Annotated in this window: 15 protein-coding genes; 2 read left to right on the top strand and 13 right to left on the bottom strand. The window is 64.0% G+C overall.

Features of this window, described 5'->3' with window-relative positions:
- Positions 1 to 9 precede the first annotated feature (9 nt).
- Positions 10 to 843 carry a transporter substrate-binding domain-containing protein gene (locus tag AC3WJP_RS24110; protein WP_493723045.1) on the top strand — a complete coding sequence of 278 codons (834 nt, stop codon included), beginning with the start codon at positions 10 to 12 and terminating at the stop codon, positions 841 to 843.
- A gap of 58 nt (positions 844 to 901) precedes the next feature.
- Entirely contained in the window at positions 902 to 1633 is a 732-nt protein-coding gene (locus AC3WJP_RS24105) for a class II aldolase and adducin N-terminal domain-containing protein (RefSeq protein WP_493723044.1), read from the top strand.
- Positions 1634 to 1937: 304 nt separating this feature from the next.
- Here the strand turns inward: AC3WJP_RS24105 and AC3WJP_RS24100 are convergent, their stop codons facing one another.
- The 13 genes from AC3WJP_RS24100 to AC3WJP_RS24040 form a co-directional block, all read right to left on the bottom strand.
- Positions 1938 to 3086: an alpha-hydroxy acid oxidase gene (locus tag AC3WJP_RS24100; RefSeq protein ID WP_493723043.1), complete on the bottom strand. Its 1149-nt coding sequence runs from the start codon at positions 3084 to 3086 to the stop codon at positions 1938 to 1940.
- 218 nt (positions 3087 to 3304) lie between these two features.
- Positions 3305 to 4159, bottom strand: a complete 855-nt coding sequence (locus tag AC3WJP_RS24095; RefSeq protein WP_493723042.1) for a sulfurtransferase — start codon at positions 4157 to 4159, stop codon at positions 3305 to 3307.
- Between the two features lie 70 nt (positions 4160 to 4229).
- Positions 4230 to 5012, bottom strand: a complete 783-nt coding sequence (gene thiM / locus AC3WJP_RS24090) for a hydroxyethylthiazole kinase (protein WP_493723041.1) — start codon at positions 5010 to 5012, stop codon at positions 4230 to 4232.
- A gap of 184 nt (positions 5013 to 5196) precedes the next feature.
- Complete coding sequence (locus AC3WJP_RS24085; RefSeq protein ID WP_493723040.1) at positions 5197 to 6726, bottom strand: sodium:solute symporter family protein; 1530 nt, start codon at positions 6724 to 6726, stop codon at positions 5197 to 5199.
- Entirely contained in the window at positions 6723 to 6983 is a 261-nt protein-coding gene (locus AC3WJP_RS24080) for a hypothetical protein (protein WP_493723039.1), read from the bottom strand. The genes AC3WJP_RS24085 and AC3WJP_RS24080 overlap by 4 nt, the downstream gene beginning before the upstream one ends.
- A gap of 129 nt (positions 6984 to 7112) precedes the next feature.
- Positions 7113 to 8048, bottom strand: coding sequence for a phosphotransferase (locus AC3WJP_RS24075; protein WP_493723038.1), 936 nt, complete (start codon positions 8046 to 8048; stop codon positions 7113 to 7115).
- Entirely contained in the window at positions 8045 to 9001 is a 957-nt protein-coding gene (locus tag AC3WJP_RS24070; protein WP_493723037.1) for a phosphotransferase, read from the bottom strand. The genes AC3WJP_RS24075 and AC3WJP_RS24070 overlap by 4 nt, the downstream gene beginning before the upstream one ends.
- 9 nt (positions 9002 to 9010) lie before the next feature.
- Positions 9011 to 10291 (bottom strand): Zn-dependent hydrolase, encoded by a 1281-nt coding sequence (locus tag AC3WJP_RS24065; protein WP_493723036.1) that lies wholly within the window; start codon positions 10289 to 10291, stop codon positions 9011 to 9013.
- Complete coding sequence (locus tag AC3WJP_RS24060) at positions 10269 to 11027, bottom strand: DeoR/GlpR family DNA-binding transcription regulator (protein WP_493723035.1); 759 nt, start codon at positions 11025 to 11027, stop codon at positions 10269 to 10271. The genes AC3WJP_RS24065 and AC3WJP_RS24060 overlap by 23 nt, the downstream gene beginning before the upstream one ends.
- A gap of 267 nt (positions 11028 to 11294) precedes the next feature.
- A complete protein-coding gene (locus tag AC3WJP_RS24055; protein WP_493723075.1) occupies positions 11295 to 12698 on the bottom strand; it encodes an amidase in 1404 nt (467 codons plus the stop codon).
- Positions 12699 to 13002: 304 nt separating this feature from the next.
- A complete protein-coding gene (locus AC3WJP_RS24050) occupies positions 13003 to 13803 on the bottom strand; it encodes a phosphate/phosphite/phosphonate ABC transporter substrate-binding protein (protein WP_493723034.1) in 801 nt (266 codons plus the stop codon).
- On the bottom strand, positions 13803 to 14759 hold the full coding sequence (locus AC3WJP_RS24045) for a fatty acid desaturase (protein WP_493723033.1): 957 nt from the start codon (positions 14757 to 14759) through the stop codon (positions 13803 to 13805). Before AC3WJP_RS24045 ends, AC3WJP_RS24050 begins: the two co-directional genes overlap by 1 nt.
- A gap of 201 nt (positions 14760 to 14960) precedes the next feature.
- Positions 14961 to 16400, bottom strand: coding sequence for an NCS1 family nucleobase:cation symporter-1 (locus AC3WJP_RS24040; protein ID WP_493723032.1), 1440 nt, complete (start codon positions 16398 to 16400; stop codon positions 14961 to 14963).
- Positions 16401 to 16486: the final 86 nt, after the last annotated feature.

The following is a 16486-nucleotide window of genomic DNA, read 5'->3' as shown; positions in this document are numbered from 1 at the left end:
GGATTTACCATGACAGCGTTGCACAAGATTGTTCGCCCTATCGCCCTGAGCCTGGTTGGCGCAGCGGTGGCAATGACCTCATTGGCGGCTTCGGCATTCCAGCAGGATGGCAAGATCATCGCCGGCTCCGACGTGACCTTCTTCCCCTACGAGTACATGGACAACAACAAGCCAGCGGGCTTCGATATCGAATTCCTCGATGGCCTGGGCAAGGTCATGGGGCGCAAGGTCGAGACCGTCGACACGCGCTTCCCTAATCTGATCACCGGCCTGCAAGGCGGCCGCTTCGATGTCACCAACTCGTCGATGTACATCACCGCCGAGCGGGTCAAGGTCATCGACATGATCCCTTACCTGAAAAGCGGCGAATCGATCCTGGCGCTCAAGGGCGGTGCGTTCCAGCCCAAGAAGCCGGAAGAGTTCTGCGGTCACAAGATCGGTTCGATGGCGGCGACTTCCTGGTTGGCGCAGATGCACAAGCTGTCAGATGACTACTGCGTGAAGAACAACCTGCCGCCGATCGCCATCAGCGAATACGCCACCGATCCGCAGACCACTCAGGCCATGCTGGCCCACGCGGTCGAAGCGCAGATCACCGACGCCGCGGTGGCCCACGGTGTGGTCGAGAAGTTGGGCGGTCGCGTGGTGATTTCCTCCGATACGCTGATCTACCCGGTGCTCAACGGTTGGGGCGTGAAGAAGGGCAACGACGAGGTCAAGAAGGCTCTGGTCGACGCGCTGGCCAAATACCGCACCACCCCGGAATACACCGCACTGCTGAAGAAATACAGCTTTGAGGCACCGACCGACGCCGACATCGCCGAGCTGATGCCTAAACCCTGATAGCCACCTAATGACGCGGCCGCACCTCGATGCGGCCGCGTTGCATGGAGAACGCCTCATGGCTCTGACAATCGAAGAACAGGCCCGCATCGACCTCGCGGCGACCTTCCGCATCGTCGCCCATCTTGGGATGCACGAAGCGGTGGCCAACCACTTCAGCGCGGCCGTTTCGGCCGATGGCAAGAAATTCCTGATCAACCCGAAGTGGAAGCACTTCTCGCGTATTCGCGCCAGTGACCTGCTGTTGCTCGACGCCGACAATGCCGAGAACGCCAGGCATCCGGACGTCGACGCGACGGCCTGGGCGATTCACGGGCAGATTCACCAGCGCCTGCCGCAAGCTCGTGCGGTGCTGCATCTGCACCCGGTCTACACCACCGCCGTGGCCTGCATGGCCAACCCCCATGTGCCGCCGATCGACCAGAACACCGCGCGCTATTTCAACCGCATCGCGATCGACGAGATGTACGGTGGCATGGCCGAAACCGAAGCCGAAGGCGCGCGCCTGGCCGGGCTGCTGGACGGCAAGACGCGGCTGCTGATGGGCAATCACGGGGTGATGGTGATCGCGCCGAACATCGGCGAAGCCTTCGATGATATCTGGACGCTGGAACGCGCGTGCCAGATTCTGGTGACGGCCTGGTCGACCGGTCAGCCGCTGCGTGTGTTGTCGGATGATGTGGCGGAGAAGACGGCTCGGGGTTGGGAAGGCATCACCGACTTCTCGCGCCGGCATTTTGAAGAGATGAAAGAACTGATGATCGAAGCGGATCCATCTGTGCTGGATTGATCCCGGTATGCACTTAACCTGTGGCGAGGGGGCTTGCTCCCGATACGGAGTGTCAGCCACAGATGAGCTGACTGACACACTCTATCGGGAGCAAGCCCCCTCACCACAGGGTGAGCAGAGCCATGGCGCAGCTACCCTCTGCACTGGGTTGAAGAAATCCAACATCGCCAGACATCACAAAGTCCTCAGCCATTCCTCTGTGGTGAGGGGGCTTGCTCCCGATGGGGAGTGTCAGGCACCGATGAGCTGACTGACACACCGTATCGGGGGCAAGCCCCCTCGCTACAGGGAGAGCGGCGTTTTTTCAGTGACGGCGCGGCAGCAGGATCCCGCTGTCTACATCCCGGATATCCGTGCGGCCACAAAAGGCCATGGACAGGTCCAGCTCGTTCCTGATCACCTCCAGCGCCGTACTCACCCCGTGCTCACCCATCGCTCCCAGCCCATAAAGCATGGCGCGGCCGATATAGGTGCCCTTGGCTCCCAAAGCCACGGCCTTGAGCACATCCTGCCCCGAACGAATCCCGCCATCCAGGTGCACTTCAGCGTACCGACCGATCGCCTCGACGATCCCTGGCAACGCCGAAATCGAAGAGCCGGCACCATCCAGCTGCCGCCCTCCATGGTTGGAAACGATCACCGCATCGGCGCCGTGCTCCACCGCCAGGCGCGCGTCGTCCGGGTCCTGGATGCCCTTGACGATCAACTTGCCGCCCCAGCGCTGCTTGATCCACGCCACGTCCTGCCAGGACAGGCGCGGGTCGAACTGCTCGCGGGTCCAGTCCACCAGCGAGCCGATGTTGTCGACGCCCTTGGCGTGGCCGACGATGTTGCCGAACTGGCGATTGCGCGTGCGCAGCATGTTCAGGCACCAGCGCGGCTTGCTGGCCAGATTGGCGAGGTTGCGCAGGGTTGGCCTGGGCGGAATCGACAGGCCGTTGCGCTTGTCCTTGTGGCGCTGGCCGAACACCTGCAGGTCCATGGTCACCACCAGCGCCGAGCAGTTGGCGGTGCGGGCGCGTTCAATCAGGTCTTCGACGAAGCTGCGGTCGCGGGTCACATAGACCTGAAACCAGAACGGATGCCGTTGCGTGGCCTGGGCCACCGCCTCGATCGAGCAGATGCTCATGGTCGACAGGGTGAAGGGGATGCCGAACTTTTGCGCTGCACGGGCCGCGAGAATCTCGCCGTCGGCGTGCTGCATGCCGGTCAGGCCGGTGGGCGCGATGGCCACCGGCATGCTCACCGGCTGGCCGATCATGGTCGTGGCGGTGCTGCGCTGAGTGATGTCGAAGGCCACGCGCTGGCGCAATTCGATGCGCTGGAAATCCGCCTCGTTGGCGCGATAGGTGTACTCGGTCCAGGAGCCGCCATCGACGTAGTCATAGAACATGCGCGGCACCCGCTTGCGCGCGAGCTGGCGCAGGTCTTCGATGCAAGTGATTTCGGCCATGGACGGAGCCCCTTTCTGACAGCTGATAGCGCAATGATTGAAGCCTGCAGCTTCACATCGCCGCGCGCATCACGAAACCAGCATTTGCTCCTATCAATGGTTAGGCAAACCTTAACCCCACCCCCGGCCTCTGTAGCGAGGTGGCTTCCCACCGACAGAGCCCTCGGCACAGCCGCGGGCCAGTGACGTGGCCTCCAGGCGCAGCCGTTCGGCTTCGCTCATGGCTGCGTACCCTGTACCAGCGGCAAGTCGGGGTGGGCGCGCCACTCGCGCAGCGAGCCGTCGAATACGTGCAGTTGTTCGGTCGGGTGGCCGGCGGCGATCAGGCCAAGGGCCAGGCCGCAGGCGTTGACGCCGCCGCCACAGTACAGGGTGAGTTCCGTGTCGGGTTCGATCTGCAGCGCGGCGGTGCTGCGGTGCACCTGCTCCAGGTTCAACAGGCCCTGCCCATCGAGCCAGTCGGCATAGGGCAGGCTGAGGCTGCCCGGGATATGCCCGGCGTTGTAGACATCGGCGCGCAGGCCGCAGACCAGTAGCACGGCGCCGGGATGATCGAGCCAGTGCTTGACCTCGGCGAGATCGACGAAGCGTCCGCCGATTGCCGCAGCCTGGGCGTTGCCCGGTGCAGTCGGCGCCGCCGGGCCGAACGCCAGCTCGCCGCCGACGGCCTGCCAGCGCGCCAGGCCACCGTCGAGCACGCTGACTCGCGCCTGCCCATACGCCAGCAGCAACCACCAGACCCGCGCCGCCCACACGCCATTGAGCGAGTCATACACCACTATGTGGCTGTGTTCATTTACCCCCAGGCGTTGCAGCTCGGCCTGCAATTGCGCGGCCGGCGGACGGGTAAACAGAAAACGCCCGCCAGGGTCGGAAAAACCACCGAACAGATCGGCGAATCGCGCACCCGGAATGTGCCCCGCCTGCTCGAAGTCCTCGCGGCCACTGCTGTAAAGCCTTGCGCCTTCAGCGTCGGCACCCTTGTGGATGCGGGCGTCCAGCACCACCACATCCGGGTCGTCAGCGTGCTCGCGCAACCAGGTCGCCGACACGCGTGGATCGACGTTGCTCATAGCCTTACCTCGTTCATCCAAGCGGCAAGGCGCATGGGCCGCCTCGTCATTGCGGGGGATCTTTGGCAGTTCATTCAGCGGGCTCGAGCAGCGACAACTGATCGACGAACGCCGTGGCGAACGACGCCGTGCCGATCGCCGCGGATGCACGTTCGGCCGCCACGGCATACACCGCGTGGGCCGCAGCGGTGGCCAACAAGGCGTCCTCGGTGTTGGCCAGCAGCGCCGCGATCAACGCGCCCAGGCCACAACCGGCACCGGTGACCTGAGTCAGGCGCACATCACCGCCCTTGACCGCATATACCGTGGCGCCGTCGGTGATGTAGTCCACCGGCCCGCTGACCGCGACGATGGCTCCGGTGCGCTGCGCCAGCTCCCTGACAGAAACCAGGGCGTCGTCGGAGCTGGCGGTGGTCTCGACCCCTTTGCCACCGCCGCTGCCGCCGGCCAAGGCGATCAGCTCACTGGCGTTGCCGCGGATGACCCTGGGGTGGAAGTCCAGCAGTTTGCGTACCGCCGCATCGTAACCCGGCGCACCGGCACCCATCGCCACCGGGTCCAGCACCCAGGGCGTACCGGCCTGCGCGGCGGATTCGGCGGCGCTCCACAACGCCTCCGGGCCGCTGCTCATCAGCGCGGCGGTGTTGATCCACATGGCATTGGCAGCGGCGGCGAAACACTGTGGCCAGTCCATCGCGCTACCGATGGCCGGCCCGGCACCGACGGCCAGCAGCAGGTTGGCGCTGAGGTTGGCGGCAACGTAGTTGGTCAGGCCGTAGACGAAAGGAGGAGATTTTTTGAGCGCCGCCAAGGACTGACGAACGCCGGGGCTTGCCCATGATAGCTCTTGCATGGATGGACTCGAGGATGGGTTGAATGCCTCGAGTATTTGCCCCAGCGGCCGATTGGTAAACAGATAAGTTCTTGCACGCGTATAGCGATCAGTCATGACGCCCCGCCCGTAGCGAGGGGTAGGGGCTTGGGGGACGGGAGCGCAGCCACCGCGCCAGCCGTGTCGCTGGCGCGGTAGGTATGGCTCAGCTCATGACCGGCGTTACGCCGAGCGGCGCGCGCTGCGCCGACACGCTGGCGAACAGATCGTCGACGCGGTCGATTTCCGCTTGGCTGGGCTTGATGGCGAAGGCAAAGCCGACGAACACCAAGGCGTTGAAGATCACGCCGATGATGCCGCTGGTCAAGGAGCCCAGCGCCGGAATGTCATCCGGGTAGATGACGGTCAGCACGATAGCGATGAAGATCCCCACCAGCATCCCGGCGATGGCCCCCTGCTTGTTGCCGCGACGACTGAAGATCCCGAAGAACAACGGCACCGCCAGCTGAATGATGCCCTGATAGGAGATCTGCGCCAGCAACTGCAACCGCGCATAGTCGAACGTCAGATAGGCTAGCAGCGAGGCGGCGGCGATGAACACCACCATGCCGGATTTGGCCAGCACGGTCTTCTCGCGATCGGTGCGGGGCTTGTTCCAGGTCGCCAGGTCGTTGGCGAACTGGGTGCCGCATACCTGCACGCAGCCGTCGACGTGGCCGATGCTGGCCGCCAGCACGATGACGATGGCCAGCGCCAGCAACCAGGGACCGCCGATGTCGAACAGCGAAAGGAACCAGCCGTTCTGCGGGTGCGCGGCCACGGCAGGGTCCTGGCTGATGGCCGCGGCGAACAGCATGAGAATGCCGTAGAAGCCGGCCACCAGCAGGATGGTCAACAGGGTGCCTTTTTTCACCGCACGCACGCCGCTGGCGGTGTAGATACGCTGGAAGCTCATCGGCCAGCACATCGAGCCGATGACCCCGGTGAAGATCAGGCTGAACATGTACATCGGCCCATAGGTGCTGCCGCTGCCGCCGGGAATCACCAGCATGCTCGCGGGCAATTGCGCCAAGTGAGCGAAGGACGCCGACTCCCCGAACATCAGATACACGCACAACGCCGCGCACAGCACATAGGCGATCAGGCCCTGATACATGTCGGTCATGATCAGCCCCCGCATGCCCATGCTCACGGTCCAGTACTGACGCACCAGGACCACGCCGACCCCCACCATCAGGCAGGTGGTCACGCCCCAGCGCCCGAAGCTGGCGAACTGGAACAGCGTGGCCAGCGCCTGGATGCCCATCACCACCCACGGGAACACCGAGATGATGCCGATGATCGAGGCGATGCGCTTGACCGCCGGGCTGTCGAAGCGCATGCCGAGCAGGTCGGGCTGGGTGGTCAGGTTGAAGCGCTTGCCCCAGGTCCAGGCGCGATTGGCCATCAGGTACATGGCGGTGACGCCGAGGGTGGCGTAGACCATGCCGTAGAAGCCCAGCGCGCCGCCCACCGAGAGAGCGAAGAATGCGGTAAAGGTCGCCCCCGGCCACCACGAGTTGGTGTAGCACATGGCGATGTACCAGGGCCCGTAGGAGCGGCCGCCCACGGCATAGTCGGAAAAGCTGTTGCTCTTGCGGTTGGTCGCGTACAGCACGGCGATCATGCCCGCGAGAAACAGCCCGATCAGGCCGAAGGTAATGAACAGGTTGGAACCTATGGTGGTGCCGATCATTGCAGATCCCCCTCTTCAGGTATCTCGCCCGTCGCGGATTCGACGATATACAGCACCCACAAGCCGAGCCCGGTAAGGGTGGCGATGGCGATCCAGTAGAAGATCGGCAGCGGGATGCCGAGAACGATCACCGCGCTGCTGCTGATGCTCAGGTAGAACGGCGGAAATAGCGCCATCAGCAACATCGCAAGAAAGTAGAGGCCGAAGACCAGGGCCTTGAGGCGCCCCGGCGGCGCCAGAGAGGGATTGCTGTGCATGAGGTGTGCTCCTTGAATTCTGGATCTGGTTGCTGTGCGATCGGATAAAACTCAAGCAGTGAAAAAAGACTGCGGAACACGCCGCTAGGTTGTTGTTCTGTGGTGGGCCTCCGTGCCCTGGGTGCAGGCTCAGGCCTGTCTCAGCCAGGTTTCCCAGTGTGAATCGTGGAACACGCTGCGGGCGCGCATGTGCTTCCAGACGCCGTACTTGTAGAAGTCGAAGTCCAACTGCGACACGGCATGCTGGACCATGGCCCAGGTCGACCATTTGAGGTCCGCCAGCGCCTTGTTCAATTTGATCCGCGCCAGGGTCTGCGCGGTGACCTGGCCGAAGTAGTCTTCGATCAGCGCCAGTTCCATCTCATCGGTGAAGAACATCTCGCCGAACCACAGCGCCAGTTCGTAATGGCGGTCGTTGTTGGAGGCGTATTCGAAGTCCACCAGGCGGATCTGCCGGGCATCGTTGAGCATGAAGTTGCCGGCCAGGGTGTCGTTCATGCACGGCACCAGATCGATGCCCGAGGCTTGCAGCGCTTGCCAGGCACGCTCGAACTGGCGGCACTGCCAGGCATGGTCAGGCGGCGTGCAGCCCTTGAGTTCGGCGACCTGGGCCTGATGCTCGGTGATCATGTCGAAGGCCGTCTTGGTCTGGATCAGCAACGGTTGCTGGTTGAACGCCTTGAGCGCATGCAGGGCGTTATGGCGCACGTCCCGTTGCAAAAAATCATGGTTGGACGACGCGCGCCAGCCTTCCATGAACTCGAAGACTTCGACGCCATGCTCTTCGAGAAAGGCAAACACCGGGGCGCCGTAGCCGGTCTGGGCGGCCTTGACGCTGGCATCGTGGGCCGTGCGGCGGTCGATGAACATCTCGGTGCCTGCTCCGGGAACCTTGAAGAAATAGGCCGTGTCGGCGCCTTGCACTTCGACGCGCCAGTTGGTGTTGGAAATGCCTCCGCTGACCGGCTGGTAGCTAATGGCACGGCCATTCCAGCGCTCGACGCTGCGCACGGCAGCTTCCAGTTGCTGTTCTGCGGCGCTGGCCGCCTGGCCCAATGATTTCATGCTTGATCCCCCTGAACATGGCGCAGCCAGCTTTCGAAGCGGGCGTCCTGAATGCCTTGGCGGCAGCGCAGCAAGGTCCATTGCCCGACCTTCGAGAACTCCAGGCCGCGGTGCGATGTTGCGCCGGCCCACAGGCCCCACAAGGTCCAATACCAATCGTCGAGCAGGGCATACAGGCGGCAGCGGGCGTAATCCACTTCAAGGCACTGGCCGGCCCAGGCGCTGATCCCGGCGCGCCATTGGCTTTCGAACGGATACAGCTCGTTGAGCGTGATGGCCACGTCGTACCAGGGATCGAAACAACCGCCATGGTCGAAGTCGATCAACCGCAGCTCGCCGCCGGGTCCGACCATCACGTCGCAGGCCACGCCGTCGCCATGCAGCGGCACGCTGGCTGCGGGCTGGTGTTGCAGCGCTTGCCACGCCAGGTCGATGCAGGTGTCGATCCAGGCCTGATCCGCCGGCATCGACACGGCGTCGCGCCGGCACAGCTGTCGCAATCTTTGCAGGTCGGCCATGGGCGAGCGCTCGAAGTCCGGCAGCGGGCCGCCGTGCACGCGTTTTTTCAGGGCCCACAGCGCCTGCAGTCGCGACGCCGAGGTCAGCTCGTCAAGGCGCGCCCAACGCCAGTCTGGCGCCGGCAAGGCGTCGAACAACAACACGCCGTTGGCGACATCGGCAAGCACCAGCGCGGGCGTCGCGCCGCTTTGCGCCGCGCATTCACTGGCCTGCGCGCTGCGCTGAACATCGATCAGCTCGGCCATGTCGGCGTGCAGCACCTTTGCGTAGTAATCGCCCTTGACGCTGCTGACCCGAAAGCCGGCCCATTCGGTGGCCACCCGTATCGGTGAGGCGATCCCGGCGGTTGCGGGGCTGACCTGCACATCGTCAGCCCAGCCGGCGGCGTTCAGCGCCTTGAGCAGCCGCGACAGTTCAGGGGTTGGGTTCGACATGATCGGCCCTCAATTGAACGATGCGGGTGAGGAACAAGCGCGGTACAGCAGCGCCGTGAGCATGCGCACACCGGTGAGCATGTCCTCGTCACGGGTGTATTCCGCTTCGTTGTGGGACACGCCGTTGCTGCTGGGGATGAACACCAGGCAAGCGGGGTATTTGCGGTTCAGGCTGATGGCGTCGTGACCGGAGACGGTGATGCTGTTGCCGATCGGCAGCCCCAGTTCCTGGCCGACGCGGTAGGCCAGTTCGGCAAAGCCTCGGTGCAGTTGCGCCGGCTCGCGCAGCACGCTGCTCTCGATCTCGAAGCCGGTGTTGGTCTTGACGGCGATGGCGTCGAGCAGGGCGTGCAGACGTTCACCGGCGGCGGCCAGCAGGTCGACGTCCTGGGAGCGGTATTCGATCAGCGCAGTGACCTTGGAGGGCACTACATTGGGCGAGTTGGGATAGATTTCCAGGCGCCCCACCGAGCTGTGCAGCGCCAGGCCGTGCAGCTCGACTTCGGCGCGTACTGCGGTGATGGCGTGGGCGGCAGCCAACAGGGCATCGCGCCGGGCGGCCATCGGGGTAGGGCCGGTGTGGTTCTGTTCGCCGTCGAAGCGCACGCGGTTTTTCAGCGCCGCCCAGGTTTCGCGCACCACGCCGATGGCCAGGCCCTGGCTTTCGAGCTGCGGGCCTTGCTCGACATGGATCTCGACGTAACCGGCCACCGGCAAATCCACCAGGCCCTCACCCAGATAGCCGATGGCGCGCAAGGCGTCCTCGAGCGTCACGCCGTCGCCGTCACGGCAGGCCCAGGCTTCGTCCAGGCCCATGGCACCGGTGAACACGCTGCTGCCGATCAGGCTGGGCTGAAAGCGCGCGCCTTCTTCGTTGGTCCAGTTGACCACCGCCAGGTTGCAGGCCGGCGTCTCGCCGCGTTCGTGCATCTGCCGCGCCAGGCTGGCAATGGCCACCGCGCCGGCCAGCACCCCATAGATGCCGTCGAAACGCCCAGCGCTGGGCTGGCTGTCCAGATGGGAGCCGCAAATGATGAAGGGCGCCGCCGGGTCGAAGGTGATCAGGCCAAAGATATTACCCACCGCATCGATACGCACTTCAAAGCCGTGCGCGCTCAACCAGGCGCAGAACAGATCGCGGACCTGGCCGTCCTCGGCCGAGGCCGAGAGTCGATGCAGGCCACCGGCGGGTGTGGCGCCGATGGCTGAACTCTGCCGAAACAGCGCCTCGAATGCTGCGAGGTCGGCTGCGGTCGGCAACAGCGGTTCAGGGGTAAAGGATTTCGACATTATCTTGCTCCAGGCAGGTCGTGAAATCGGCCGCTAGCGGGCGATTGGTGACCACGGTGGTAATAGCTGCAAACGGCAGCGTATTGATGAAGGTCCGATGCCCGAACTTGGCATCGTCGGCCAGCACCACACTGCGCAGGCAGTGCCTGGCCAAGGTGCGACGCAACAGCGCCTCGGGCTCTTCGTAATCCATGAAGCCGAGGCTCAGGTCCACCGCACCGATGCCCATGAAGGCGATGTCGTAGTGGAACTGCCGGGCGAATTCCAGGGTGTGGGCGCCGATCAGGGCGTTGTCGTTGCGGCGCACATCGCCGGGCGCCACCAGCACCGCGTTATCGCTGTGCTGGGTGATCAGTTGGGCAATGTCCAGCGAGTTGGTGATGATTTTCAGCTGGCTGAAGCGGGTCAGCTGTTGCGCCAACGCCAGGGTCGAGGTGCCGGTGTCGAGGAAGATCGCCATGCCTTCACTGACCAGCTGCGCAGCGCGCGCCGCCAGCTTGGCCTTGGCCTGGGTCTTGATGCGAGTGCGCACTTGCAGGGGTTGCTCTGCATTGGGCCGGGGCAGGATCGCGCCGCCATGAATGCGCCGCAACTTGCCAGCGTCTTCGAGGTACTTGAAATCCCGGCGGATGGTTTCTTCGCTGACGTACAGCGATTGCGCGAGGTCCGAGGCTTTCACGCGTTGGTGCTGCGCCAGCAGGCGCATGATTTCGTCCAGGCGAGGCTGATTGAGCATGGGGTAGAAGTTCCGCTGCGAGTTGAAACTGCCAGTGTACCGGCGCGGGGTGTGGCTCGGTGTGCGTGCGTGACCTGGCCTGCGGGGTATGGTCGCGCGCGCGGCCACGGGTGCGGCAAAGGCCGAACCGCGGAGCACGCTGCACGTTGATGCCATGTTTGACCGGAGCACAGGTACCTCTCACTCGAATCGTGGTGAAAGGGCAGTCATGAGCAAAGGGGTGAAGCATCGGGCGGGCTTCGTTCGAGCCCACTCCGAGTCCTGCAACTACCGGGTCAGCAGCGCTGGCAAGTGCTGATCCCAGGGGGCGATGGTCTCGAACGCCGCGCAGAACTGCAGCACATCGGCATCGGCGAAACGTGGGCCGACCACTTGCAGGCCGATGGGCAAACCGCTGGGGCTCAAGCCGCAGGGCACGCTGGCCGCCGGGTTGCCCGTGATGTTGAACGGGTAGGTAAAGGGCGTCCAGCGTGCCCAGGGCACTGCGCCCTCCTGGCCGATGTAGCCTGGCGGGGCGACGTCGTCGGCGGCGAACGGCAGGATCGGCAGTGTCGGCAGCAACAGCAGATCGAATTCGCTGAACAGTCCATGCACCCGGTTGGCGAAGGCGGCGCGCTGTTGCACGGCGTTGAGGTAGCCGGCCAGATCGTAATCGGCCGAGCGCTTGATCAGCTCGGCGAAGCCTGGATCGAGCAGGTCCATCCGATCGGCCAGGGCCTTGCCGTAGGCGATGCCACGGCCGCCGACCCACAGGGTTTCGAAGGTGGCCAATGGGTCTTGCCAGTCCAGGCTGAGGGTGCTGATGCTCACCGGCAAGGCCTGCGCGATCTGCTCCACGGCCGCTTCGACCGCAGCGGCGATGGCCGGATCGACCGGCGTCTCGAACAAGGTCGGGCAGTAGGCGATGCGCAACGGGCGCAAGGGTTGCTCGCAGCGTGCCAGACAGGATTCGGACAGCGCTGGCAGCGCCTGGTGGTCCAGCGGGTCGGGGCCGGACAGGATGTCGAACAGCAAGGCGCTGTCCCGCACGGTGCGGGTGATAGGCCCGGCGTGGCTGAGCATTTCCGTGGCCGACCAGGGCCAGGTGGGTATTCGCCCCAGCGAACCCTTCAGGGCGAAGGCGCCACAGAAGGCGCCGGGGATACGCACCGAACCGCCGCCGTCCGAACCCAGCGTGGCGGGCACCATGCGCGCCGCCACGGCAATTGCCGAACCGGAACTGGAGCCGCCGCTGGTGAGCTGCGGGTTCCACGGATTGCGGCCATTGCCGAACACCCGCGAGGTGCTGGCGCCGGTCCAGCCGAATTCGGTGGTGGCGGTCTTGCCGAGGATGATTGCCCCGGCGTCCTTGAGACGGCGAATGATCGGCGCGTCCTGGGTCGGCACGTTGTCGAGACCAGTCAGCGAGCCTCTGGTGGTGCGCAGCCCGGCGGTGGAAAACAGGTCCTTGATACCGAAGGGCACGCCATGCAGCGGGCCGCGAAAGTACCCGTCCCGGGCCTCGGCGCTCATGACCCGGGCCTGTTCCAGCGCGGCTTCGGCGTAGACGTCGCCAAAGGCATTGAGTGTGGAATTGTGGGTTTCGATGGCCAGCAGGCTGGCTTCGACCAATTGCACGGGCGTCAGTCGGCCTGCACGGATGCGCGAGACCGCCTCGGTGACGCTGGGCATGGACGATGGCTGTTGATCCGTGTTCATTGGCTGTCCCGCAGGTGCTGGGTGAATGTTCGAGCGCCCGGGCATTTAAAGTCAGCAGCAAAAACAGAGTCAAGTGGGTTTTGTTGATTATGTTGGATTTGGGGTTTATTTGTTTTTGTGGGCGCCACGAGGGTGCATGAAACTGCGGTTTTCGGGGGGCGAAAGGACTTTTGCCCCTGAATGGGGCAGGTGGAAAACGGGGATTTGCAGGTCAGTGCCGGGGATGAAAGGGGGCCATGCGGCACGAGAAGGTGACGCTTTTGCCTGGATCGAGGCTTTAGCCAGGCAGCCCTGCCAGGGGGCGCTGCATCTGAATGATCCGCTGATAGCTTGGCCACTGCGCCTGGATAACGTCCTCGATACGCAGCACCGTGGCGAGCTCCGGCGCCTGTCGCAAGCTCGCCGACAGCGCCGTGCGGACCAGAGCGATTTGCTCGGTGTGCAAGGCCCGCGAGCCGATCAGCGGCAAGCCCGGGGCGGGCGCGGACCAGCCAAGGGTGCGGATTCCGGCAAGCCGTTCGGGCTGCTGGTCAGTCAGATGCGCCCAGGTCACCGGATCTATAGCGGCGATATCAGCCTGGCCGCTGCGCACGAACTCGATGCTGTTGACATGGCCACCGGACACGACCACTTGGCGAAAGAACTCGCCATTCACCGCCAAAGGCGCCACCCCATGGCGCAAGGCGTTCATGCCGCTGTGGGAGTCCGTGCCGTTGATCACCGCAACGGCCCCGAGCAGGTCGGCCAAGGTGGTGAAGCGGCTGTGCTCGGCGACGATCAGCCGACTGCTGTACTGCCCATCGTTGAAGCCTTCGGCGCGGTAGCGGGGCAGACCCAGCAGGCTGACCTTGCCCTGCAGACGGGTCATCAGCGGGTAGCCGCAGGTCTGTGATAACAGCAGGTGCGGGTCCAGCCAGTGATCGTCGATGTGGGCGAAATCAGCGTCGACCAGGGTGATCGGTGCGCTCCAGCCCAGCCCTTTGAGTGCGGTTGAAAAAACCTCGAGCAAGGCGTTGTTCGCCTCACGCAAATGCGGGGTGATCCCGTACATGGGCAGCGAGACTTTCCAGTGGGTCATCAGGCGGCTTCTTCCACTTCAACGCGCGGTTCGACGGCAGGGTGCGCAGGATCATCCACCGGGCGCACTGCGTACTGGCGCAGCAGTTGCAGATAACCGCCCGGTACGTGGAAGTTGCCATTGGCGCTGAGAAAGCTTTCGCGCTGCGCGCGGTAGAAGGCCGGCAGTGAATACCAGGGCACATCCGGGCGCGCGTGGTGCACGGCATGCAGGTTGTTGTTGAGGAACAGCAGGCGGGTGAACCAGCCGCCTTCGTTGATCACCGTGCGCTCGGGCACCATGGGCTGGGCCCGGTGTTCGTAGAACGAACGCACCGAGGCCAGCGCCAACGCCGGCCAGGTCACGGCGAGCAGGTAGTACCAGGCCGGGATCCCGGCAAAGCGCTGGATGGCATAGAGCATGACCACGCACAGCAGGCCGTGGCCGAGCCACATCGGTGCGCGGCGCCGGTCGCCGGCGGCGATCGTCTTGTATTCGCTGACCAGCAGCGCCAATACGCCCCAGGGCGGACCCAGCAACAGGCGGCCGAGGAACGTCTTGCGGATGCGCAGCAGGCGACGCTTGAACGGGCCGGCCTGGGCCCAATGGGCCTGGGAAATGTAGGTGCTCTCCGGATCGATGTCCGGCAACGTCAGGCTGCTGTCGGTGTGGTGCAGCAGGTGCGAATCGCGGTACAGCGCAAAGGGGTACCAGACTGACAGCGGCGCGTAGCCGAACAGCGCGTTCAGCCATGGACGGCGAGTGGGGTGACCGTGGATCAGCTCGTGCTGCAGGGACATGAACCAGGCCACCCAGACCGCCAGCAGCAGAGTGGCGACCGGCAGGTTCAGCAGCTCGGCACGGTAGCTGGCAAGGATGCCGGTCCAGCCGCTGTAGACGGCGACGAGGACGATCCAGGTGGGCCACTCGCCGGGATAGAGGCGCGAAGGGTGGGCTTGGCGATGGCTAGTGATCATGGCGGTACTGCTTCACGGGAGGGCTACGGAAGAAGGCTCGACTTAGATCATAAGGCTATGGATTTTTGCGTGCCTAGATTGAATCGGAATTTGGTTATAGCGGTGAGGGGCAGTAACCAGCCCACCAGAGGCGCCGCGGTGAGCTGCGCCCCGGGTGCCATCGAGATGCCAATGTCCGGGGCGCAAGTGAAGGGAACAAGGTCAAGCCATTGCCGGCGCCGCTATCGATTTCACCTGCTTGCGGGCCAGCACCCAGTAGAAGCATCCACCCAAAAAGCACCCGGTAAACCAGGCGAAATTCGCGATCGGCTTGAACCACGGAATGAAGGTGAACAGTATGCCGATCACCGTTGCCGCGATCAGCGCCTTGATCGCCGTCGGGTTGAAGCCGTTGTGGTACCAATAACGCCCGCTCGGTGAATCGTCGAACAGCGCGTCCACATCGATCTGCTGTTTTTTCACCAGGTAGTAATCCACCAGCAGAATCCCGAACAGCGGCCCGATAAACGCCGCCAGCACATCCAGCGTGTAGTGGATCACCTCAGGGTTGTTGAACAGGTTCCACGGCGTGATGAAGATCGACGCCACCGCCGCGATCATCCCGCCGGCACGCCAGCTGATCTTGCTCGGCGCACAGTTGGCGAAGTCGAACGCCGGGGAAACGAAGTTGGCGACGATGTTGATGCCGATTGTCGCGGTAACGAAGGCGAAGGCACCGAGCAGTACGGCGACGCTGTTATCGATGCGGGCAACGGTGGCGATCGGGTCGTGAAGCATTTCGCCAAACACCGGCAGGGTGCCGGAAACGATCACCACGGTCACCAGCGAGAACGCCAGGAAGTTCACCGGCAGACCCCAGAAGTTGCCGCGCCTGACGTCGGCCATGCTGCGGCAATAGCGGCTGAAGTCACCGAAATTCAAGGTCGGACCGGAAAAGTACGAGACCACCAGGGCGGTGGCCATGACGATCTGGCCGAAGGCTTCCCAGCCGCTCAGGGATTTTTCCGAAAGGGTGAAGCTGATGTGGCTCCAACCGGCTTTCCAGACGATCCAGCCCGCCAGCAGGAACATCACCGCGTAGACCACTGGGCCTGCCCAGTCGATAAAGCGGCGGATGGAGTTCATGCCGGACCAGAACACCGCGGCCTGCACCACCCACAGCAGCACAAAGCCCATCCAGCCCAGGTACGACAGCCCGGCGAAAGACACCTCGGCGTACTGCTGCATCGACGGGAAGAAGCGCAGCACCACGATGATCAGGGCGCTGGAGGCCAGGTAGGTCTGCACGCCATACCAGGCCACGGCGATCAACCCGCGGATCACCGCAGGGATATTCGCGCCGAACACCCCGAAGGCGAGTCGGCAGATGACGGGGTAGGGCACGGCCGCCTGCTGGCTGGGCTTGGCCAGCAGGTTGGCGATGACCTGGATGATGCAGATACCGACGATCAAGGCGATCAGCACCTGCCAGCTGGCCAGGCCGAGGGCGAACAGACTGGCGGCGAACACATAGCCGCCGACGCTGTGCACGTCGCTCATCCAGAAGGCGAAGATGTTGTACCAGTTCCAGTCCTGCCGCACCGGGCCGAGATCTTCGTTGTACAAGCGCGGGCTGTAGCCCTTGGGAAGCTGTGGATTCATCGTGCGCACTCTCCTGGGTAGACGCCGCTCCGCGCATTGCATACGGATGGAGGCTTTGTTGTATACGATCATTTAGGCAGGATGCG

The sequence above is a fragment of the Pseudomonas sp. GW821-FHT01A09 genome, assembly GCF_058986725.1.
This window is presented reverse-complemented; position numbering and strand designations above follow the sequence as displayed.

What these genes read in the sequence shown, in the direction of transcription:
- AC3WJP_RS24110 (WP_493723045.1), top strand. Translation starts at nt 10, where the DNA reads ATGACAGCGTTGCACAAGATTGTTCGCCCTATCGCCCTGAGCCTGGTT.
- AC3WJP_RS24105 (WP_493723044.1), top strand. Translation starts at nt 902, where the DNA reads ATGGCTCTGACAATCGAAGAACAGGCCCGCATCGACCTCGCGGCGACC.
- AC3WJP_RS24100 (WP_493723043.1), bottom strand. Translation starts at nt 3,086, where the DNA reads ATGGCCGAAATCACTTGCATCGAAGACCTGCGCCAGCTCGCGCGCAAG.
- AC3WJP_RS24095 (WP_493723042.1), bottom strand. Translation starts at nt 4,159, where the DNA reads ATGAGCAACGTCGATCCACGCGTGTCGGCGACCTGGTTGCGCGAGCAC.
- thiM (WP_493723041.1), bottom strand. Translation starts at nt 5,012, where the DNA reads ATGCAAGAGCTATCATGGGCAAGCCCCGGCGTTCGTCAGTCCTTGGCG.
- AC3WJP_RS24085 (WP_493723040.1), bottom strand. Translation starts at nt 6,726, where the DNA reads ATGATCGGCACCACCATAGGTTCCAACCTGTTCATTACCTTCGGCCTG.
- AC3WJP_RS24080 (WP_493723039.1), bottom strand. Translation starts at nt 6,983, where the DNA reads ATGCACAGCAATCCCTCTCTGGCGCCGCCGGGGCGCCTCAAGGCCCTG.
- AC3WJP_RS24075 (WP_493723038.1), bottom strand. Translation starts at nt 8,048, where the DNA reads ATGAAATCATTGGGCCAGGCGGCCAGCGCCGCAGAACAGCAACTGGAA.
- AC3WJP_RS24070 (WP_493723037.1), bottom strand. Translation starts at nt 9,001, where the DNA reads ATGTCGAACCCAACCCCTGAACTGTCGCGGCTGCTCAAGGCGCTGAAC.
- AC3WJP_RS24065 (WP_493723036.1), bottom strand. Translation starts at nt 10,291, where the DNA reads ATGTCGAAATCCTTTACCCCTGAACCGCTGTTGCCGACCGCAGCCGAC.
- AC3WJP_RS24060 (WP_493723035.1), bottom strand. Translation starts at nt 11,027, where the DNA reads ATGCTCAATCAGCCTCGCCTGGACGAAATCATGCGCCTGCTGGCGCAG.
- AC3WJP_RS24055 (WP_493723075.1), bottom strand. Translation starts at nt 12,698, where the DNA reads ATGCCCAGCGTCACCGAGGCGGTCTCGCGCATCCGTGCAGGCCGACTG.
- AC3WJP_RS24050 (WP_493723034.1), bottom strand. Translation starts at nt 13,803, where the DNA reads ATGACCCACTGGAAAGTCTCGCTGCCCATGTACGGGATCACCCCGCAT.
- AC3WJP_RS24045 (WP_493723033.1), bottom strand. Translation starts at nt 14,759, where the DNA reads ATGATCACTAGCCATCGCCAAGCCCACCCTTCGCGCCTCTATCCCGGC.
- AC3WJP_RS24040 (WP_493723032.1), bottom strand. Translation starts at nt 16,400, where the DNA reads ATGAATCCACAGCTTCCCAAGGGCTACAGCCCGCGCTTGTACAACGAA.